This window comes from Pantoea sp. Morm (assembly GCF_016643525.1).
GTDB lineage: Bacteria > Pseudomonadota > Gammaproteobacteria > Enterobacterales > Enterobacteriaceae > Pantoea > Pantoea dispersa.
In genome coordinates this window covers 1-16,049 of the sequence record NZ_VOQX01000093.1, presented here as the reverse complement: position 1 = coordinate 16,049, position 16,049 = coordinate 1, and the positions used below count along the sequence as shown (strand labels likewise).

Here is a 16,049-nt window from a genome sequence, read left to right as displayed (position 1 = left end):
CAATGAGCGGGATTGAAACTTCCCGGAGCAGCTCGGGCTTGTCGTCCTGCGCTTGCACAAATTATTGCGCAGAAATTAGCTGCACTAGCCCGTAGCGGCGCGATTCATCGCGCAATGAGTAGGGTTGAAACTTCCCGGAGCAGCTCAGGCTTGCCGTGCTGCTGTAGGGTCGCCATTCATGGCGACCTCAGTGACGCACCGGACCCTGATACCGCAGGGTATTTAAATTCCCCTGCAACACCAAATCCCGCTTCAGCGTTGACACCTGTCGGCACACCTCGGCGATCGCGCGGTGATCGCGTAACTTCTTCTGCCACTTCTCAGGTACCTGATCCAGCTGCTGATACAGCGCCTCGAGCGAACCAAACTGCAGCAGCAGTTCCCGTGCGCTTTTTGGCCCGATGCCGGGCACGCCTGGAATTTTGCTGCTGCTGATACCGCATAAGCCCCAGTAATCCGCCAGCTGGCCCGGCGCGACGCCGAACTCCTGTTCGATAAACGGCACGTCCAGCCAGCGCTTCTGAAAATAATCGCGGATGCGGATGCTCGGCGCCAGCAGCTGGCAGTAACCTTTATCGGTGGAAACGATGGTGGCCTGATGACCGGCGTCGGCCATCTTCACTGCCAGCGTCGCGGCCAGATCGTCCGCTTCATCCTGTTCGGCAACCCAGCAGCTGACACCGCTGGCCTCAAAGGCCGCCTGCAGCGAGGCCATCTCCTGCTGTAAATCGTCCGGCATCGGCGGGCGGCCCGCTTTGTAATCCGGCAATAACTGATGACGCCAGCCAGGCTGTCGGTCATGGCTGTCAAACACCGCCACCACGTGCGTTGGCCGCGTGTGACCCAGCAGCTGATGCAGCGCCGCCACGCAGGCCTCGCGACAGGGCGAACCCTGCACGGCGTGCAGGCGGCGGATCAGATTGAGCGCGTCGATAATAAGCAGATGAAGCGACATAGTGATACCGGCAGCCCGCAGGCTGCCTTCCTGATGGGTTATTTGATGATTTCGTAGCAGGGGATGTAAGCACTGCCGGGCAGCTTCATGCGCTGCTGCGCGACGAAGCCCTGCAGCAGTTCGTCCATACGGTGCATCAGATCGGCATCGCCTTGCAGCTGATACGGACCTTTTTCCCGGATTTCGCGGATCCCCATCTCTTTGACGTTACCGGCCACGATGCCCGAGAAGGCACGCCGCAGATCCGCCGCCAGTTTTTCCGCTGGCTGATTCGGGAACAGCTTGAGGTTGGCCATATTTTCGTGGGTTGGCAGGAACGGCACCTGCAGATCCGGCGCAATGCGAATCGACCAGTTAAAGCTGTAAGCATCGCCGGTTTCGCGGCGATACTCTTTCACCTGCGGCATGGCTTTCTTCATCAGACGCGCCACTTCCGCAGCATCATCAATGATAATTTTGTAATGCCGGCGCGCAGCTTCACCCAGCGTATTAACGATGAAATCATCCAGCACGCGGAAGTAATCGGCGCTCTCTTTTGGCCCGGTGAGGATCAGCGGCAGGACCTGATCGCTGTTCTGCGGATTCATCAGAATGCCCAGCAGATACAACAGCTCTTCAGCTGTACCTACGCCGCCCGGGAAGATCACGATGCCGTGCGCGATGCGCACAAAGGCTTCCAGACGCTTTTCAATATCCGGCATGATGATCAGTTCATTCACCAGCGGGTTAGGTGGCTCCGCAGCGATGATCGACGGTTCAGTCAGGCCGATAAACCGGCTGTCGTGATAGCGCTGCTGTGCATGGCCTACCGCCGCCCCTTTCATCGGCGCTTCCATCACGCCCGGACCACAGCCGGTACAGATGTTCAGCTCGCGCAGGCCCATCTGGGTTCCGACATTGCGGCAATATTGATATTCGACCGCGTTGATGGAGTGACCGCCCCAGCACACCACGGTGTTGGGATATTCGCCCACGTGCAGCGCGCGTGCGTTGCGCAGAATAGAGAACACCTGATTGGTGATGTGCGCGGAGTCGGTGACGTCCTGATTTTGTAAACGATCCGCCGCCGAGAGCTGACCGTTAACAAACAGAATGTCGCGCAGTACGGCAAACAGGTTCGCCTGCAGCGAACGGATAATCCGGCCGTCAACAAACGCCTCTTCCGGCGGGTTGATCAGCTCCAGTTTCACGCCGCGCTCGCGGCGCAGCACGTTGATGTCAAAGTTTTCGAAGCGGGAAAGCAGTTCGTGGCTACTGTCGGTCTGGCTGCCGGAGTTGAGTACCGCCAGCGAGCAGTTGCGAAACAGCTGGTAGAGATCGCTGCTGGCAGTACGCTTCAGCATGTCGACTTCCAGCTGGGAGAGCAGATCCATTGAGCCAAGCGGGCTGATATGTGTAATCAAGAGAACTCCTTTACACGCAAATGCGTGACTGATGACGCTGCGCTTAACCCGTTGAGCGCAGTGACGAAAATCCTTCGGTAAGCACGCTGTCGCCCTCGCGCCTGTACCAGAGTACCGTTGTCGGCCGCGAATGCTCAAGTGGAACCGCGCATCCGTGCGGCGGCCTGCGAGACATCTCGCAATCTGTTACTGGCGCACCAGGCGGGAGTAGCCCGGCGTGAAGGGGACATTGCTGCGCCACGGATTGATATCCAGCCCGCCGCGCCGCGTGTAGCGCGCGTAGACGGTTAATGCTGCTGGCTGACAAAAGCGCTGAATATCGTTAAAAATACGCTCGACGCACTGCTCGTGAAACTCATTGTGCTGGCGGAACGAAATCAGATAGCGCAGCAGCGCTTCGCGATCGATACGCGGGCCCTGATAGCGAATCATCACCGAGCCCCAGTCCGGCTGATTGGTGATCAGACAGTTCGATTTCAGCAGATGGCTGACCAGCGTCTCTTCGACCACTTCGCTGCCCGTTGCGCTGGCGAGGTAATCAGCGTTAAAGCCGTAATCGCTGATGGTGATATCCTGCTCGTCAATGACATCGCCAGCGAAGTGCCCGATCGGCTGACCTTCCACTTCGCTCAGGCGAAACAGCGCCACGCTGACCTGGCCGTTAGCGCAGGCGCTGAGATCGCGCTCCAGCGTTTGCCGCACGGCGCCCCAGTCGGCGAAAATCGTCTGGTTAAAGCTGTTAAGATAGAGTTTGAAGCTTTTGGACTCGATCAGATTCACGCTGTCGGCGCTTAGCACCACTTCGCCGACCGCGACCTGCGGCACGCCTTTGCTGTTTAGCCAGGAGAGTTCATACAGCGTCCAGATATCTGCGCCGTGGAACGGCAGGTTGTCGGGATAGAGCCCGAGCGGCTCGCGATTCAGGCTGCGCGGCACCGCCTGCAGCAGCGTGTTATCGTAGCGATCAACATACGCGGTGGGCTTACCCAAAGTCAGGCCGCTCAGCGCCGTATCCCGGTTTTCAGAAGACATAACGGTTACCACTAAAATCCATCAAAGGGAGTCAGTGTAACCGATCACCAGCGAGAAGATGAATGATGCAGCAAACCGCAGAGGCCCTGCGCGATTTTACCGCCCGTTATGTAGCGCACTGGCAGCAGCAGCACGGCCATTTTCCCGCCAGCGCAGAGCTGTACGGCGTGCCGTCGCCCTGCATCATCAGTGAACTGGATGAGCGTGTCCTGTGGCAGCCGCAGGATTTTATCCTGCCAGCCTCGCTGGCAGCCGTTGAGCGCGCACTGGATATTCAGCTGCAGCCGGACCTCACCACGTTCTATACCACGCAATTTGCCGGCGACATGCACGCGCAGTTTGCACAGCAGCCGCTGACGCTGCTGCAGGTGTGGAGCGAGGACGATTTTACCCGCCTGCAGGAGAACCTGATTGGCCACCTGGTGATGAAGCGCCGTTTGAAACAGAGCCCGACGCTGTTTATCGCCACGACAGATTCGGAGCAGGATGTTATCGCGGTGTGTAATCTGACCGGCGAAGTGATCCTGGAGCAGCCGGGTACGAAGAAGCGGCAGAAACTGGCGGTGGATATTCAGACATTTCTTAATGCTTTACAACCGGTTAGTTCTTGAGTTGCAGACTTTTCTCGCAGCCTTTGTAAGAGATCTCTCACAACTGTTGTGCGAGATCGCCAGAACATTACGCAGACTTCCGGAAGTCCGCAATGTAAAAATATTGTGAATCATGCAGTTATGGCATCAATCCGAAAATACAGACATGGCTTAATCGTTTAACGGCGCTTACTGACTTGTTATTGCGATGGTTTCTGCCAGAATAGTCACCACTGGCAGGAAGCCACGGATTGAGAGACGTTCAGGAGAATGTCAGCCAGGCGGCAGGAACGTAACGGAGTTTACGTCACAGGGAAGGCTTCAGGATGAAGCAGGACACTCCGGAGTGAGTAAAGGACACCTCCAGGATGGAGAATGAGAGCCACGCGGGATGTGGCGGGCCAGGATGCTAAGGACCAATGTCACGATGACAGGCGACGGAAAGCGCAGGAACAGTTGTCAAGGATGAGCAGGGAGCACAGCGGTGGCGGGAATGCTGCAAACGAACCGGGAGCACTGTAATCACAGTGCTCCCTTTTTTTATGCCGTTTTTGCGCGCGCACCCACTAATGATATGCTTGCCGCCCCTTTTTGACGCGGAGGTAGCGTATGTCGACGCACCTGATTATTCAGCGGCTGCAGCAGGTCGAAGCGGTGATGCGCGAACACGGCCACTGGCAGACGCACGCCCCGGCGGCGGAAGCCTTTAATAGCACGCAACCTTTCTGTCTCGATACCCTGCAGCCGCTCGAATGGCTGCAGTGGGTCCTGCTGCCGCGCATGCAGGCGCTGCTTGACGCCGGCGCCGCGCTGCCGCAAAACTTCGCCGTTACGCCTTATTATGAGATGGCCCTGCCGCCCACCACGCCGGGCCATGCAGCGCTGCTGCTGACGCTCAGCCAGCTTGATGCGCTGTTTGCGCCGCCGGACGCCTGATGCTGGAGATCATTTATCAGGATGCATGGCTGGTTGCGGTGAATAAACCGGCGGGCTGGCTGGTGCACCGCAGCTGGCTTGATCGCAAAGAGAAAGTGGTGGTGATGCAGACGGTGCGCGATCAGATTGGTCAGCACGTATTTACCGCGCATCGCCTCGATCGTCCCACGTCTGGCGTGCTGCTGATGGGGCTCTCCAGCGAAATCGGGCGGCTGCTGGCGCAGCAGTTTGAACAGCATCAGATACAGAAGACCTATCACGCAGTGGTGCGCGGCTGGCTGGACGGTAGCGCAACGCTGGATTATCCGCTGGTGGAAGAGCTGGATAAAATTGCGGACAAGTTTGTCACGGAACCGCGCGCGCCGCAGCCGGCGGTCACCGATTATCGCGCGCTGGCGCAGGCGGAACTGCCGGTGGCTATCGGCAAGTACCCCAGCGCACGTTATACGCTGGTTGAGCTGTCGCCGCACACCGGGCGCAAGCATCAGCTGCGACGCCATATGGCGCACCTGCGTCATCCGATTATTGGTGACAGCTCGCACGGCGATCTGCGGCAGAACCGCGGTGCCGCAGCCCACTTTGGCATGGATCGACTGATGCTGCACGCCAGTGCGCTGACGCTAACGCATCCGGTGACCGGCGAACCGCTGGTGATTCGCGCCGGGCTGGATCGCGTCTGGCAGCAGATGCTGCAATCGTTTGGCTGGCAGCAGCAACTGCCCGAGGTGCCGAGGGTTGAGTTTGCCGCTGAGGCAGTCCAGGATAAGCCGACAGAATAAAGGAGCGGCAAAATGGCAAAGATTGGCATTTTTACAGGTACGGTGTACGGCAACGCGCTGCTGGTTGCCGAAGAGGCGCAGCCGGTGCTGGAAGCGCAGGGGCATGAGGTGAAGGTGTTTGAAGATCCGTCACTCGCCGACTGGCAGGCTTACAGCAAAGAGGTCGCGTTAATTGTTACCTCGACCACCGGGCAGGGCGATTTTCCGGACAATATCGCGCGGCTGTATGTGCAGGTGCGCGATGAACTGGGTTATCAGCCTGAGCTACGCTATGGCGTGATCGCTTTAGGCGACAGCAGTTACGACCACTTCTGCGGGGCTGGAAAGACTTTTGATGCCACGCTGCAGGAGCAGCAGGCGCAGCGTATTGGCGAGGTGCTGCTGGTGGATGCGACGGAAAATCCGGAGCCCGAGTCAGTGACCACGCCGTGGGTGGAGAGCTGGGGTAAGTTGTTGTAAATCAGGCCCTCACCCTAACCCTCTCCCGCAGGCGGGAGAGGGAACCGATCGCGCCGAAAGTTAATTTTGCACATCACGTCACCGGTGCCGGATTGAATACCGCCAGCTGATTACGGATTCCCCAGCGATCTGACCACGTCTGTTTACGTCCGCTGGCGATATCCAGAATCAGCTCGAACAGCCGCCAGCCGACCTGTTCAATACTCTCTTCGCCCGTCGCGATGGTGCCGGCATTGATGTCCATCAGGTCATGCCAGCGGTTCGCCAGCGCGCTGCGCGTCGCCATTTTGATCACCGGAATCGCCGCCAGACCGTAAGGCGTGCCGCGCCCGGTGGTAAACACCTGCAGCGTAATGCCGGAAGCCATCTGCTGGGTGCCACAGACAAAATCGCTGGCCGGCGTGGCGGCGTAAATCAACCCGCGCTGCGTCGGGCGCTGTCCGGGTGACAGCACTTCGACAATCGGGCTGCGGCCGGATTTGGCAATTGAGCCCAGCGCTTTTTCTACCACATTGGCCAGGCCGCCTTTTTTATTGCCCGGCGACGGATTCGCGCTGCGGTCGGTTTGCCCCTGGCTCAGATAATCGTCGTACCACGCCATCTCCTCCAGCAGCCGTTTGCCCACCGCTTCGTTTACCACACGCGGTGTCAGCAGATGGATCGCATCGCGTACCTCGGTCACTTCCGAGAACATCACCGTCGCACCACAGCGCACCAGCAGATCCGAGGCAAAGCCAACCGCCGGATTGGCCGTCACGCCGGAAAACGCATCGCTGCCGCCGCACTGGGTGCCGACCACCAGCGCTGACGCCGGGCAGGTTTCGCGCTGACGCTGATTGAGTTTTTTCAGATGGCGCTCGGCCACCTGCAGAATTTCATCGACCATCGCGCCAAAACCCACGTGACGCTCATCCTGCAGGCGCACGATATCGCGCTCATCCAGCGAAATGGCCTGTACGTCCGGTGTACCGGTCAGCAGGCGCTCCGGCTGTAATTTCTCGCAGCCGAGGCTCACCACCATCACTTCGCCGCCAAAATTAGGATTCAGCGCAAGGTTGTGAATGGTGCGAATCGGCACCACCGCCGCCGGTGCGTTGATCGCCACGCCGCAGCCATATAAATGGTTGAGCGCCACCACACCATCGACGTTGCTGTAGCGCGGCAGCAGATCGCGCTCAATCAGCTGCACCACGTAATCCACCACGCCCGCCACGCAGTGCACGCTGGTGGTGATGCCGAGCAGATTGCGCGTGCCGACGCTGCCGTCGGCGTTGCGATAGCCTTCAAAGGTGTAGCCGTCCAGCGGCGGCAGGGGCGGCGGCACGTTGGTAGCCAGCGGCAGGCTGGCCAGTGGCGGGGCGGCGGGCAGCGCCACCAGCGACTCCTCAATCCAGCTGCCGCGCGCAATCGGGCGCAGCGCTGTGCCAATCACTTCACCGTAACGCACGATGTCGCCATGCAGGGCGATATCGCTCAGCGCCACTTTGTGCCCCTGCGGCACATGCTCAGTCAGCTGCAGACCGTCATCAAAGCGGCTGCCTGCGGGCAATCCCTGATCGTTGACCACTATCGCCACGTTATCGGCGTCGTGCACTTTAATGTAGCGCGGTTTGTCTGTCAGAGGTCGGTTCATTGCTCACCTTCCGGTTCGTCGCACCGGTCAAAGCGGTGCGGTTGAAATCACGTCCGTCACATCATCGTTATTTGCCAGCCTCAGTATAAGCAGGGGTATTCACCCGCGCATTGTGCAACTGACTGGCTTTGTGCCGCGATCGGCGCGCAGTTTGGTTCGTTTTACCAAACGCAAGTGAAGAGCCTCACAAAGCGTACGCTTGCTGTTCACTTTTACAGCAATCTGGCGGCTGGATAGCGGGTTCCGTGAGCCACGCCGCAGCGTTATGGGCAAATGCCAGAAAATCGTGCCGGATTGATGATTATCCTCGGGCGTTCCTCCAGTGTTTCGCGGCGATGCTGTTCCTATACTGATTGCCGTTCTTCGACGTTTGGTTATTCGTCACGACGCATCATCGTTTTGCCATAACAACAATCGCCGTGTTTAACCCAACATCATTCTGATACCCAACGCGATGTGTATGCAGTCAGAGTGAATGTAGCGTTCGCTATATTTCAGGAGTGCATCATGAATAGTTACAGCCAGACAGCGGCAGCGGTGCAGAAGCGCACCAACGCCCGTTACTGGATTGTGGTGATGTTATTTATCGTCACCTCGTTCAACTACGGTGACCGGGCCACCATTTCGATTGCCGGTTCGGCGATGTCGAAGGAGATCGGTCTCGATTCCGTCGGCCTCGGCTACATCTTCTCCGCCTTCTCGTGGGCGTACGTTATCGGTCAGATTCCTGGCGGCTGGCTGCTGGACCGCTTCGGCTCCAAACGCGTCTATTTCTGGAGCATCTTCCTGTGGTCGCTGTTTACCCTGTTGCAGGGCTTCGTCGACATCTTTAGCGGCTTCGGCATTGTGGTGTCACTGTTCCTGCTGCGCTTCATGGTGGGGCTGGCGGAAGCGCCGTCTTTCCCGGGTAACAGCCGTATTGTTGCTGCCTGGTTCCCGGCGCAGGAGCGCGGTACCGCCGTCGCCATCTTTAACTCCGCCCAGTACTTCGCCACGGTGATTTTCGCACCGATCATGGGCTGGCTGGTGGCCGAGGTGGGCTGGGCGCACGTGTTCTGGTTCATGGGCGGGCTGGGCATCATTCTCAGCTTTATCTGGCTGAAAGTGATTCATGACCCGAACGATCACCCTGGCGTAAACAAAGCCGAGCTGGAGTACATGGAGCAGGGCGGTGCGCTGATTAACATGGATGCGAAGAAAGCCGAGCGTAAAGTGAGCTGGGATGAGAAGTGGTTTCAAATCAAGCAACTGCTCTCCACCCGCATGATGTGGGGGATCTATCTCGGTCAGTACTGCGTTAACGCCCTGACCTACTTCTTTATTACCTGGTTCCCGGTGTATCTGGTGCAGGCGCGCGGCATGTCGATTCTTAAAGCCGGCATGATCGCCTCGATTCCCGCCATCTGCGGCTTCCTCGGCGGCGTGCTGGGCGGCGTGATTTCAGATTACCTGATGCGTAAAACCGGCTCGCTGAACATCGCGCGTAAAACCCCGATTGTCATCGGTATGCTGCTCTCCATCAGCATGGTGATGTGTAACTACACCGAAACCGAATGGGTAGTGGTGCTGTTTATGGCGCTGGCGTTCTTTGGTAAAGGCATTGGCGCGCTGGGCTGGGCGGTGATGGCCGATACCGCACCCAAAGAGATCAGCGGCCTGAGCGGCGGCCTGTTCAATATGTTCGGTAACTTCTCTGGCATCGTCACGCCGATTGCCATTGGTTACATCATCGCCACCAGCGGTTCGTTTGAAGGGGCGCTGATTTATGTCGGCATCCATGCGTTTGTGGCGGCGTTCAGCTTCCTGGTGATAACCGGCGATATCAAACGTGTCGAACTCAAACCCCGGTCATAAGGAACCAAATATGAATACGCAAAGTTCCCCGGTGATTACCGACATGCAGGTAATCCCGGTGGCGGGTTACGACAGCATGCTGCTCAACATCGGCGGCGCGCACAGCGCCTGCTTTACCCGCAATATCGTGGTGCTGACCGACAGCGCCGGCCACACCGGCGTCGGCGAAGCGCCGGGCGGTGAAACCATTTATCAGACGCTGGTCGCGGCAATACCGCAGGTGAAAGGGCAGCAGGTGGCGCGCATGAACCGGCTGGTGCAGCAGGTGCACAAAGGTAACCAGTCGGCGGATTTCGATACCTTCGGCAACGGTGCCTGGACGTTTGAGCTGCGGGTCAATGCGGTGGCGGCGCTGGAAGCGGCGCTGCTCGACCTGCTCGGCCAGTGCCTCGGCGTGCCAGTGGCCGAGCTGCTGGGGCCAGGTCAGCAGCGCGATGAGGTCACGGTGCTGGGCTACCTGTTTTACATTGGCGATCGGCGTAAGACTGATTTGCCCTATCAGAGCGGCGACGCGGCCGGTCACGACTGGTATCACCTGCGCCATCAGGAGGCGCTGACGCCGGACGCGGTGGTGCGCTTAGCCGAAGCGGCGCAGGACAGGTACGGCTTCAAAGATTTCAAACTCAAAGGCGGCGTGCTGCCGGGCGAGCAGGAGATTGCCTCGGCGGTGGCACTGAAGCAGCGTTTCCCGGACGCGCGCATCACCGTCGATCCCAACGGCGCCTGGCATCTGGATGAAGCCATCGCGCTGTGCAAAGGCCTGCACGAGGTGCTGACCTATGCCGAAGATCCGTGCGGTGCCGAGCAGGGATATTCCGGGCGCGAAGTCATGGCCGAGTTTCGCCGTGCCACCGGTCTGCCGGTCGCCACCAATATGATCGCCACCAACTGGCGTGAGATGAACCACGCGGTGATGCTCAACGCGGTCGATATTCCGCTGGCCGACCCGCACTTCTGGACGCTGAGCGGCGCGGTACGCGTGGCGCAGCTGTGTGATGAGTGGGGGCTGACCTGGGGCTGCCACTCCAATAATCACTTCGACATTTCGCTGGCGATGTTTACTCACGTCGGCGCAGCGGCACCGGGTAAACCGACCGCCATCGATACCCACTGGATTTGGCAGGAGGGCGACCAGCGTCTGACTAAAGAGCCGCTGCAGATCCGCAACGGCAAAATTGCCGTGCCGGACAAACCCGGCCTCGGCGTTGAGCTGGACTGGGACCGCTTGCGCCAGGCTAACGCCCTGTATCAATCGCTGCCGGCAGGCGCACGTAATGACGCCACGGCAATGCAATATCTGGTTCCCGGATGGTCGTTCGACCGTAAGCGTCCGGCTTTTGGACGCCGCCATGCATAAGGAGCAGGAAATGAGTCACACCCCGAAAATTACAGCAATGCAGGTCATTCCGGTGGCCGGTTACGACAGCATGCTGCTGAATCTGAGCGGTGCCCACGCGCCGTTTTTTACCCGCAATATCGTGATTGTGAAAGATAACGCCGGCCACACGGGCGTGGGCGAGATCCCCGGCGGCGAGAAAATTCGTCAGACGCTGGAAGACGCGGCGGCGCTGGTAACCGGAAAAACCGTCGGCGAGTACAAAAATATCCTCACCCTGGTGCGCACCACCTTTGCCGATCGCGATGCCAGCGGGCGTGGCAATCAGACCTTTGACCTGCGCACCACCATTCACGTGGTGACCGGCATCGAAGCGGCGCTGCTGGATCTGCTCGGCCAGCATCTGGGCGTCAACGTGGCGTCGCTGCTGGGCGAAGGACAGCAGCGTGACCGCGTCGAGATGCTCGGCTACCTGTTTTACGTCGGCGATCGCCGCAAAACGTCACTGCCGTATCAGAGCCAGACCGATGATCCGTGCGACTGGTATCGCCTGCGGCATGAGGAAGCGCTGACGCCGGACGCGGTGGTGCGCCTGGCAGAAGCCGCCTACGAAAAATATGGCTTTAACGATTTCAAACTGAAAGGCGGCGTACTGCGCGGCGGTGAAGAGGCCGAAGCAGTAACCGCACTGGCGAAGCGTTTCCCGCAGGCGCGCGTGACGCTCGATCCCAACGGCGCCTGGTCGCTCAATGAGGCCATCCTGCTCGGTAAACAGCTGAAAGGCGTGCTGGCTTATGCGGAAGATCCGTGCGGCGCTGAACAGGGTTACTCCGGACGTGAAGTGATGGCCGAGTTCCGGCGCGCCACCGGTCTGCCTACCGCCACCAATATGATCGCCACCGACTGGCGTCAGATGGGCCACACGCTGTCGCTGCAGTCGGTCGATATTCCGCTGGCCGATCCGCACTTCTGGACCATGCAGGGCTCGGTGCGCGTGGCGCAGATGTGTCACGACTTCGGCCTGACCTGGGGTTCGCACTCCAACAACCATTTCGATGTTTCGCTGGCGATGTTCACCCATGTGGCCGCCGCCGCACCGGGCGCCATTACCGCCATCGACACCCACTGGATCTGGCAGGAGGGCAACCAGCGCCTGACCAAAGAGCCGTTGCAGATCAAGGGCGGCATGGTGCAGGTGCCGCAGAAGCCGGGCCTTGGCGTCGAACTGGACATGGATCAGGTGATGCAGGCCCATGCGCTGTATCAGCAGCATGGACTGGGCGCGCGCGACGATGCGCAGGCGATGCAGTTCCTCGTGCCGAACTGGACATTTGATAACAAGCGTCCGTGCCTGGTGCGCTGATTTTATTCCGCGCGCCCGCGGGCGGCGGTGCTAAATAACAGGAGTAGAGATCATGAGCAATGCCTGGCCCAACCCTTTTCGTCGTCGTTTGCTGGCAGGGGAAACCCTGATTGGCAGCTGGTGCGCCCTTGCCAATCCTCTCACCACGGAAGTGCTGGGGCTGGCGGGCTTTGACTGGCTGGTGCTGGACGGCGAACACGCGCCGAACGACATCACCACCTTTATTCCGCAGCTGATGGCGCTCAAAGGCAGCCCGAGCGCGCCGGTGGTGCGACCGCCGTGCAATGAGCCGATCATCATCAAGCGTCTGCTGGATATTGGCTTCTATAACTTCCTGATTCCTTTCGTGGAAACCGCAGAAGAGGCGGCGCGCGCGGTGGCATCGACCCGTTATCCGCCAGCCGGTATTCGCGGCGTGTCGGTTTCGCATCGCAGCAACATGTACGGCACGCTGCCGGACTACAACGCCACCATCAATGACAATATCACCGTGCTGGTGCAAATCGAAACTCAGCAGGCGGTGGACAACATTGACGCCATCGCGGCGGTGGACGGCGTAGACGGCATCTTTGTCGGCCCGGGCGATCTGTCAGCGGCGCTGGGGTATCTCGGCCAGCCGGCGCATCCGGAAGTGCTGAAAGTGATCCGTTACATCCTTGAGCGCGCCAAAGCTGCCGGTAAGCCGAGCGGGATTCTGGCGCCGGTGGAGGCTGACGCACGCCGTTATCTCGAATGGGGCGCCAGCTTTGTTGCCGTCGGCAGCGATCTCGGTGTTTTCCGCCACGCCACGCAGGCGCTGTGCGACAAATTTAAGCAGTAACTGACGAAGGGGAAAGGCAATGAAAATTGGATTTATCGGCCTCGGTATCATGGGCAAACCGATGAGTAAAAACCTGGTGAAAGCCGGTTACACCCTGGTGGTGCGCGACCACAACGCCAGCAACGAAGCCGAACTGGTGGAGCTGGGTGCCACCGTGGCGAAAACGCCGAAAGAGCTGGCCGCGCAGGTTGACGTGGTAATCACCATGGTGCCGAACTCACCGCAGGTGAAAGAGGTGTGTCTGGGCGAGAATGGCATTATCGATGGGGCGAAGCCGGGGCTGGTGGTGATCGACATGAGCTCCATCGCGCCGCTGGCCAGCCGCGAAGTGCATGATGCGCTGGCAGAAAAAGGCATCAGGATGCTGGATGCGCCGGTGAGCGGCGGTGAGCCAAAAGCGATTGAAGGCACGCTGTCGGTAATGGTCGGCGGTGATAAAGCGCTGTTTGATCAGTGCTACGATGTTCTTAAGGCGATGGCCGGTTCAGTGGTGCATACCGGCGATATCGGCGCGGGCAACGTCACTAAACTGGCCAACCAGGTGATTGTGGCGCTCAACATTGCCGCGATGTCAGAAGCGCTGTCGCTGGCCACCAAAGCCGGCGTCAATCCGGAACTGGTTTACCAGGCGATTCGCGGCGGTCTGGCGGGCAGCACCGTGCTGGATGCCAAAGCGCCCATGGTGCTGGACCGCAACTTTAAGCCTGGCTTCCGTATCGATTTGCATATCAAGGATTTAGCCAATGCGCTTGATACCTCACACGGCATTGGTGCACATCTGCCGCTGACCGCGGCGGTGATGGAGATGATGCAGGCGCTTAAAGTCGACGGGCAGGGTACGTCCGATCATAGCGCGCTGGCTTGCTATTATGAAAAATTAGCCAAAGTTGAGATCACCCGGTAGTGCCCGCGTCCGGTATCTGCGGATGCCGGACGCTGTACTGCCTTAGCCAGACGGATTTCCGTCATCTACCGCGCTCGGATTGCCTATGAAAATTGTCATCGCACCGGATTCATACAAAGAGAGTTTGTCCGCCCTGGAAGTGGCTACCGCGATAGAAGCGGGATTTCGCGAAATTTTCCCCGCCGCTGACTATGTCAAAATACCGGTCGCCGACGGCGGAGAAGGCACGGTTGAAGCAATGGTGGCGGCAACCCAGGGCAACATCGTCAGACTGACGGTGACCGGGCCGCTCGGCGAGCCGGTCGACGCGTTTTACGGATTATCCGGTGATGCGCGTACCGCCTTTATTGAGATGGCGGCGGCCAGCGGGCTGGAGCTGGTGCCTGCGGCACAGCGCGATCCGCTGATCACCACCTCCTACGGTACCGGTGAACTTATCAAAAACGCGCTGGATCGCGGCGTCGATCACATCATCATCGGCATCGGCGGCAGCGCCACCAACGACGGCGGTGCCGGCATGGTGCAGGCGCTCGGCGCCCGGCTGCTGGACAGCCACGGCAGCGGGATTGGCTACGGCGGCGGGGCACTGCCGCAACTGGCGAAGATTGAGATCGCCGATCTGGATCCGCGCCTGCTGCAGTGCCGCATTGAAGTGGCGTGCGACGTGACCAATCCGCTGATTGGCGAAGAGGGGGCGTCGGCGATTTTTGGCCCGCAGAAGGGAGCCACGCCGCAGCTGGTGCAGCAGCTGGATGCCGCGCTCGGCCATTACGCCGCGATTATTCAGCGCGATCTGGATATTGATGTGCTGCACATCGCCGGCGGTGGTGCAGCCGGCGGCATGGGCGCGGCGCTGCATGCGTTTTGCCACGCTGAACTACGGCGCGGCATTGAGATTGTCACCGAAGCGCTGGGACTGGCGCAGCAGGTGCAGGATGCCGATCTGGTGATTACCGGTGAAGGGCGCATCGACAGTCAGTCAGTCAACGGCAAAGTGCCGGTTGGCGTGGCGCAGGTGGCGAAGCAGTTCAATAAGCCGGTGATCGGTATTGCCGGCAGCCTGACGGCGGATGTCGGTGTGGTGCATCAGCACGGGATCGACGCGGTGTACAGCGTGCTGTCGGGTATCTGTTCACTGGAAGAGGCGCTGGCCAATGCCGCGCAGAATGTCCGCCTGACGGCAAGGAACGTCGCTGCCACGATCAAGGTGGGGCAGGGGTTGTAGGGGGGAGGCGGTGCGGTTTTCCCCTCACCCCAGCCCTCTCCCGCAGGCGGGAGAGGGGGCTGATGGTGCACGGATTTGGATTTCGCGCTGTTCCTCTGGATCGCACCGGACGGTTCCCTCTCCCGCCGGGAGAGGGTTAGGGTGAGGGCCCAGCACACAACCCATAACCCTCACTACACCACGCCCAGCACCTGACGCGCTTCGCGCGCCACATTCGCCATCTCGTCGCTCAGCTCCAGCAGCTCTGGTTCCAGCGCTGCGATATCGCTCTCCTGATGCAGACTCTTCTCCAGCTGCTGACACAGCTGTTTCAGCCGCGGCACGCCGCTGTAGCTGGCGCTGCCGTGCAGCTTGTGGATAATCTCGCGCAGCCCATCGACGTCATTCTGCGCCATACATTGCGCCACGCGCTGCTCCACTTCCGGCAGAAAATCCAGCAGCATCTGCAGCAGATCGCGCGCCAGCTCGGCTTTATTCGCCGCCTGGCGCAATGCCAGCGCCCAGTCGAGTGAGGGCGCGATCGCCGGTTGTCGCACCGTGCTCGCCACGCTGCCCGGCGCATAGCGCTGCAGCAGCTGCTTCAGCTTGTCCTCATCAATCGGCTTGGCGAGATAATCATTCATGCCGGCGGCGATCAGCTGCTCGCGTTCGCCATCCAGCGCATGCGCCGTGACCGCGACAATCGGCGTGCTGGCGTGCTGTGGCAGGCTGCGGATGATCTCGCTGGCGCGGATGCCGTCGATGTCCGGCATCTGAATAT

15 protein-coding genes are annotated in these 16,049 nt (G+C 59.8%); 10 read left to right on the top strand and 5 right to left on the bottom strand.

The window, feature by feature from the left end:
• Window positions 1-187: 187 nt before the first annotated feature.
• The 3 genes from xni to queF form a co-directional block, all read right to left on the bottom strand.
• Entirely contained in the window at window positions 188-955 is a 768-nt protein-coding gene (xni, locus tag FT726_RS22350; RefSeq protein ID WP_346303457.1) for a flap endonuclease Xni, read from the bottom strand.
• Between the two features lie 38 nt (window positions 956-993).
• Complete coding sequence (gene ppnN / locus FT726_RS22345) at window positions 994-2,358, bottom strand: nucleotide 5'-monophosphate nucleosidase PpnN (protein ID WP_021507381.1); 1,365 nt, start codon at window positions 2,356-2,358, stop codon at window positions 994-996.
• Between the two features lie 186 nt (window positions 2,359-2,544).
• On the bottom strand, window positions 2,545-3,390 hold the full coding sequence (gene queF, locus FT726_RS22340; protein WP_058757052.1) for an NADPH-dependent 7-cyano-7-deazaguanine reductase QueF: 846 nt from the start codon (window positions 3,388-3,390) through the stop codon (window positions 2,545-2,547).
• A gap of 62 nt (window positions 3,391-3,452) precedes the next feature.
• Between queF and syd the strand changes: the two genes are divergently transcribed.
• From syd to FT726_RS22320, 4 genes are all read left to right on the top strand, one after another.
• Window positions 3,453-4,001 (top strand): SecY-interacting protein, encoded by a 549-nt coding sequence (gene syd, locus FT726_RS22335; RefSeq protein ID WP_288424827.1) that lies wholly within the window; start codon window positions 3,453-3,455, stop codon window positions 3,999-4,001.
• A gap of 588 nt (window positions 4,002-4,589) precedes the next feature.
• Complete coding sequence (locus FT726_RS22330) at window positions 4,590-4,916, top strand: YqcC family protein (protein ID WP_058771608.1); 327 nt, start codon at window positions 4,590-4,592, stop codon at window positions 4,914-4,916.
• On the top strand, window positions 4,916-5,695 hold the full coding sequence (gene truC / locus FT726_RS22325; protein ID WP_058757049.1) for a tRNA pseudouridine(65) synthase TruC: 780 nt from the start codon (window positions 4,916-4,918) through the stop codon (window positions 5,693-5,695). The genes FT726_RS22330 and truC overlap by 1 nt, the downstream gene beginning before the upstream one ends.
• A gap of 12 nt (window positions 5,696-5,707) precedes the next feature.
• Window positions 5,708-6,154, top strand: coding sequence for a flavodoxin (locus tag FT726_RS22320; protein WP_021507375.1), 447 nt, complete (start codon window positions 5,708-5,710; stop codon window positions 6,152-6,154).
• Between the two features lie 73 nt (window positions 6,155-6,227).
• Here FT726_RS22320 and garD read toward each other — a convergent pair whose 3' ends face one another.
• Window positions 6,228-7,787 carry a galactarate dehydratase gene (garD, locus tag FT726_RS22315; protein ID WP_058757048.1) on the bottom strand — a complete coding sequence of 520 codons (1,560 nt, stop codon included), beginning with the start codon at window positions 7,785-7,787 and terminating at the stop codon, window positions 6,228-6,230.
• Between the two features lie 507 nt (window positions 7,788-8,294).
• On the opposite strand from garD, the gene FT726_RS22310 reads away from it, so the two are divergent.
• The 6 genes from FT726_RS22310 to FT726_RS22285 all read left to right on the top strand — a co-directional run bounded on the left by FT726_RS22310 (window position 8,295) and on the right by FT726_RS22285 (window position 15,289).
• Window positions 8,295-9,641: an MFS transporter gene (locus FT726_RS22310; protein WP_058771607.1), complete on the top strand. Its 1,347-nt coding sequence runs from the start codon at window positions 8,295-8,297 to the stop codon at window positions 9,639-9,641.
• Between the two features lie 10 nt (window positions 9,642-9,651).
• Window positions 9,652-10,998, top strand: coding sequence for an enolase C-terminal domain-like protein (locus FT726_RS22305; RefSeq protein WP_104189651.1), 1,347 nt, complete (start codon window positions 9,652-9,654; stop codon window positions 10,996-10,998).
• A 10-nt stretch (window positions 10,999-11,008) separates the two neighbouring features.
• Window positions 11,009-12,340 carry a glucarate dehydratase gene (gudD, locus tag FT726_RS22300; RefSeq protein ID WP_040679678.1) on the top strand — a complete coding sequence of 444 codons (1,332 nt, stop codon included), beginning with the start codon at window positions 11,009-11,011 and terminating at the stop codon, window positions 12,338-12,340.
• A 52-nt stretch (window positions 12,341-12,392) separates the two neighbouring features.
• Window positions 12,393-13,160 (top strand): 2-dehydro-3-deoxyglucarate aldolase, encoded by a 768-nt coding sequence (garL, locus tag FT726_RS22295; protein WP_136545562.1) that lies wholly within the window; start codon window positions 12,393-12,395, stop codon window positions 13,158-13,160.
• 19 nt (window positions 13,161-13,179) lie between these two features.
• Window positions 13,180-14,064 (top strand): 2-hydroxy-3-oxopropionate reductase, encoded by an 885-nt coding sequence (gene garR / locus FT726_RS22290; RefSeq protein WP_058757044.1) that lies wholly within the window; start codon window positions 13,180-13,182, stop codon window positions 14,062-14,064.
• 85 nt (window positions 14,065-14,149) lie between these two features.
• Window positions 14,150-15,289 carry a glycerate kinase gene (locus FT726_RS22285; protein ID WP_059010900.1) on the top strand — a complete coding sequence of 380 codons (1,140 nt, stop codon included), beginning with the start codon at window positions 14,150-14,152 and terminating at the stop codon, window positions 15,287-15,289.
• Window positions 15,290-15,462: 173 nt separating this feature from the next.
• On the opposite strand, the gene FT726_RS22280 is transcribed toward FT726_RS22285, so the two are convergent.
• A partial coding sequence (locus FT726_RS22280; protein WP_346303456.1) for an Hpt domain-containing protein occupies window positions 15,463-16,049 on the bottom strand: 587 nt, incomplete at its 5' end.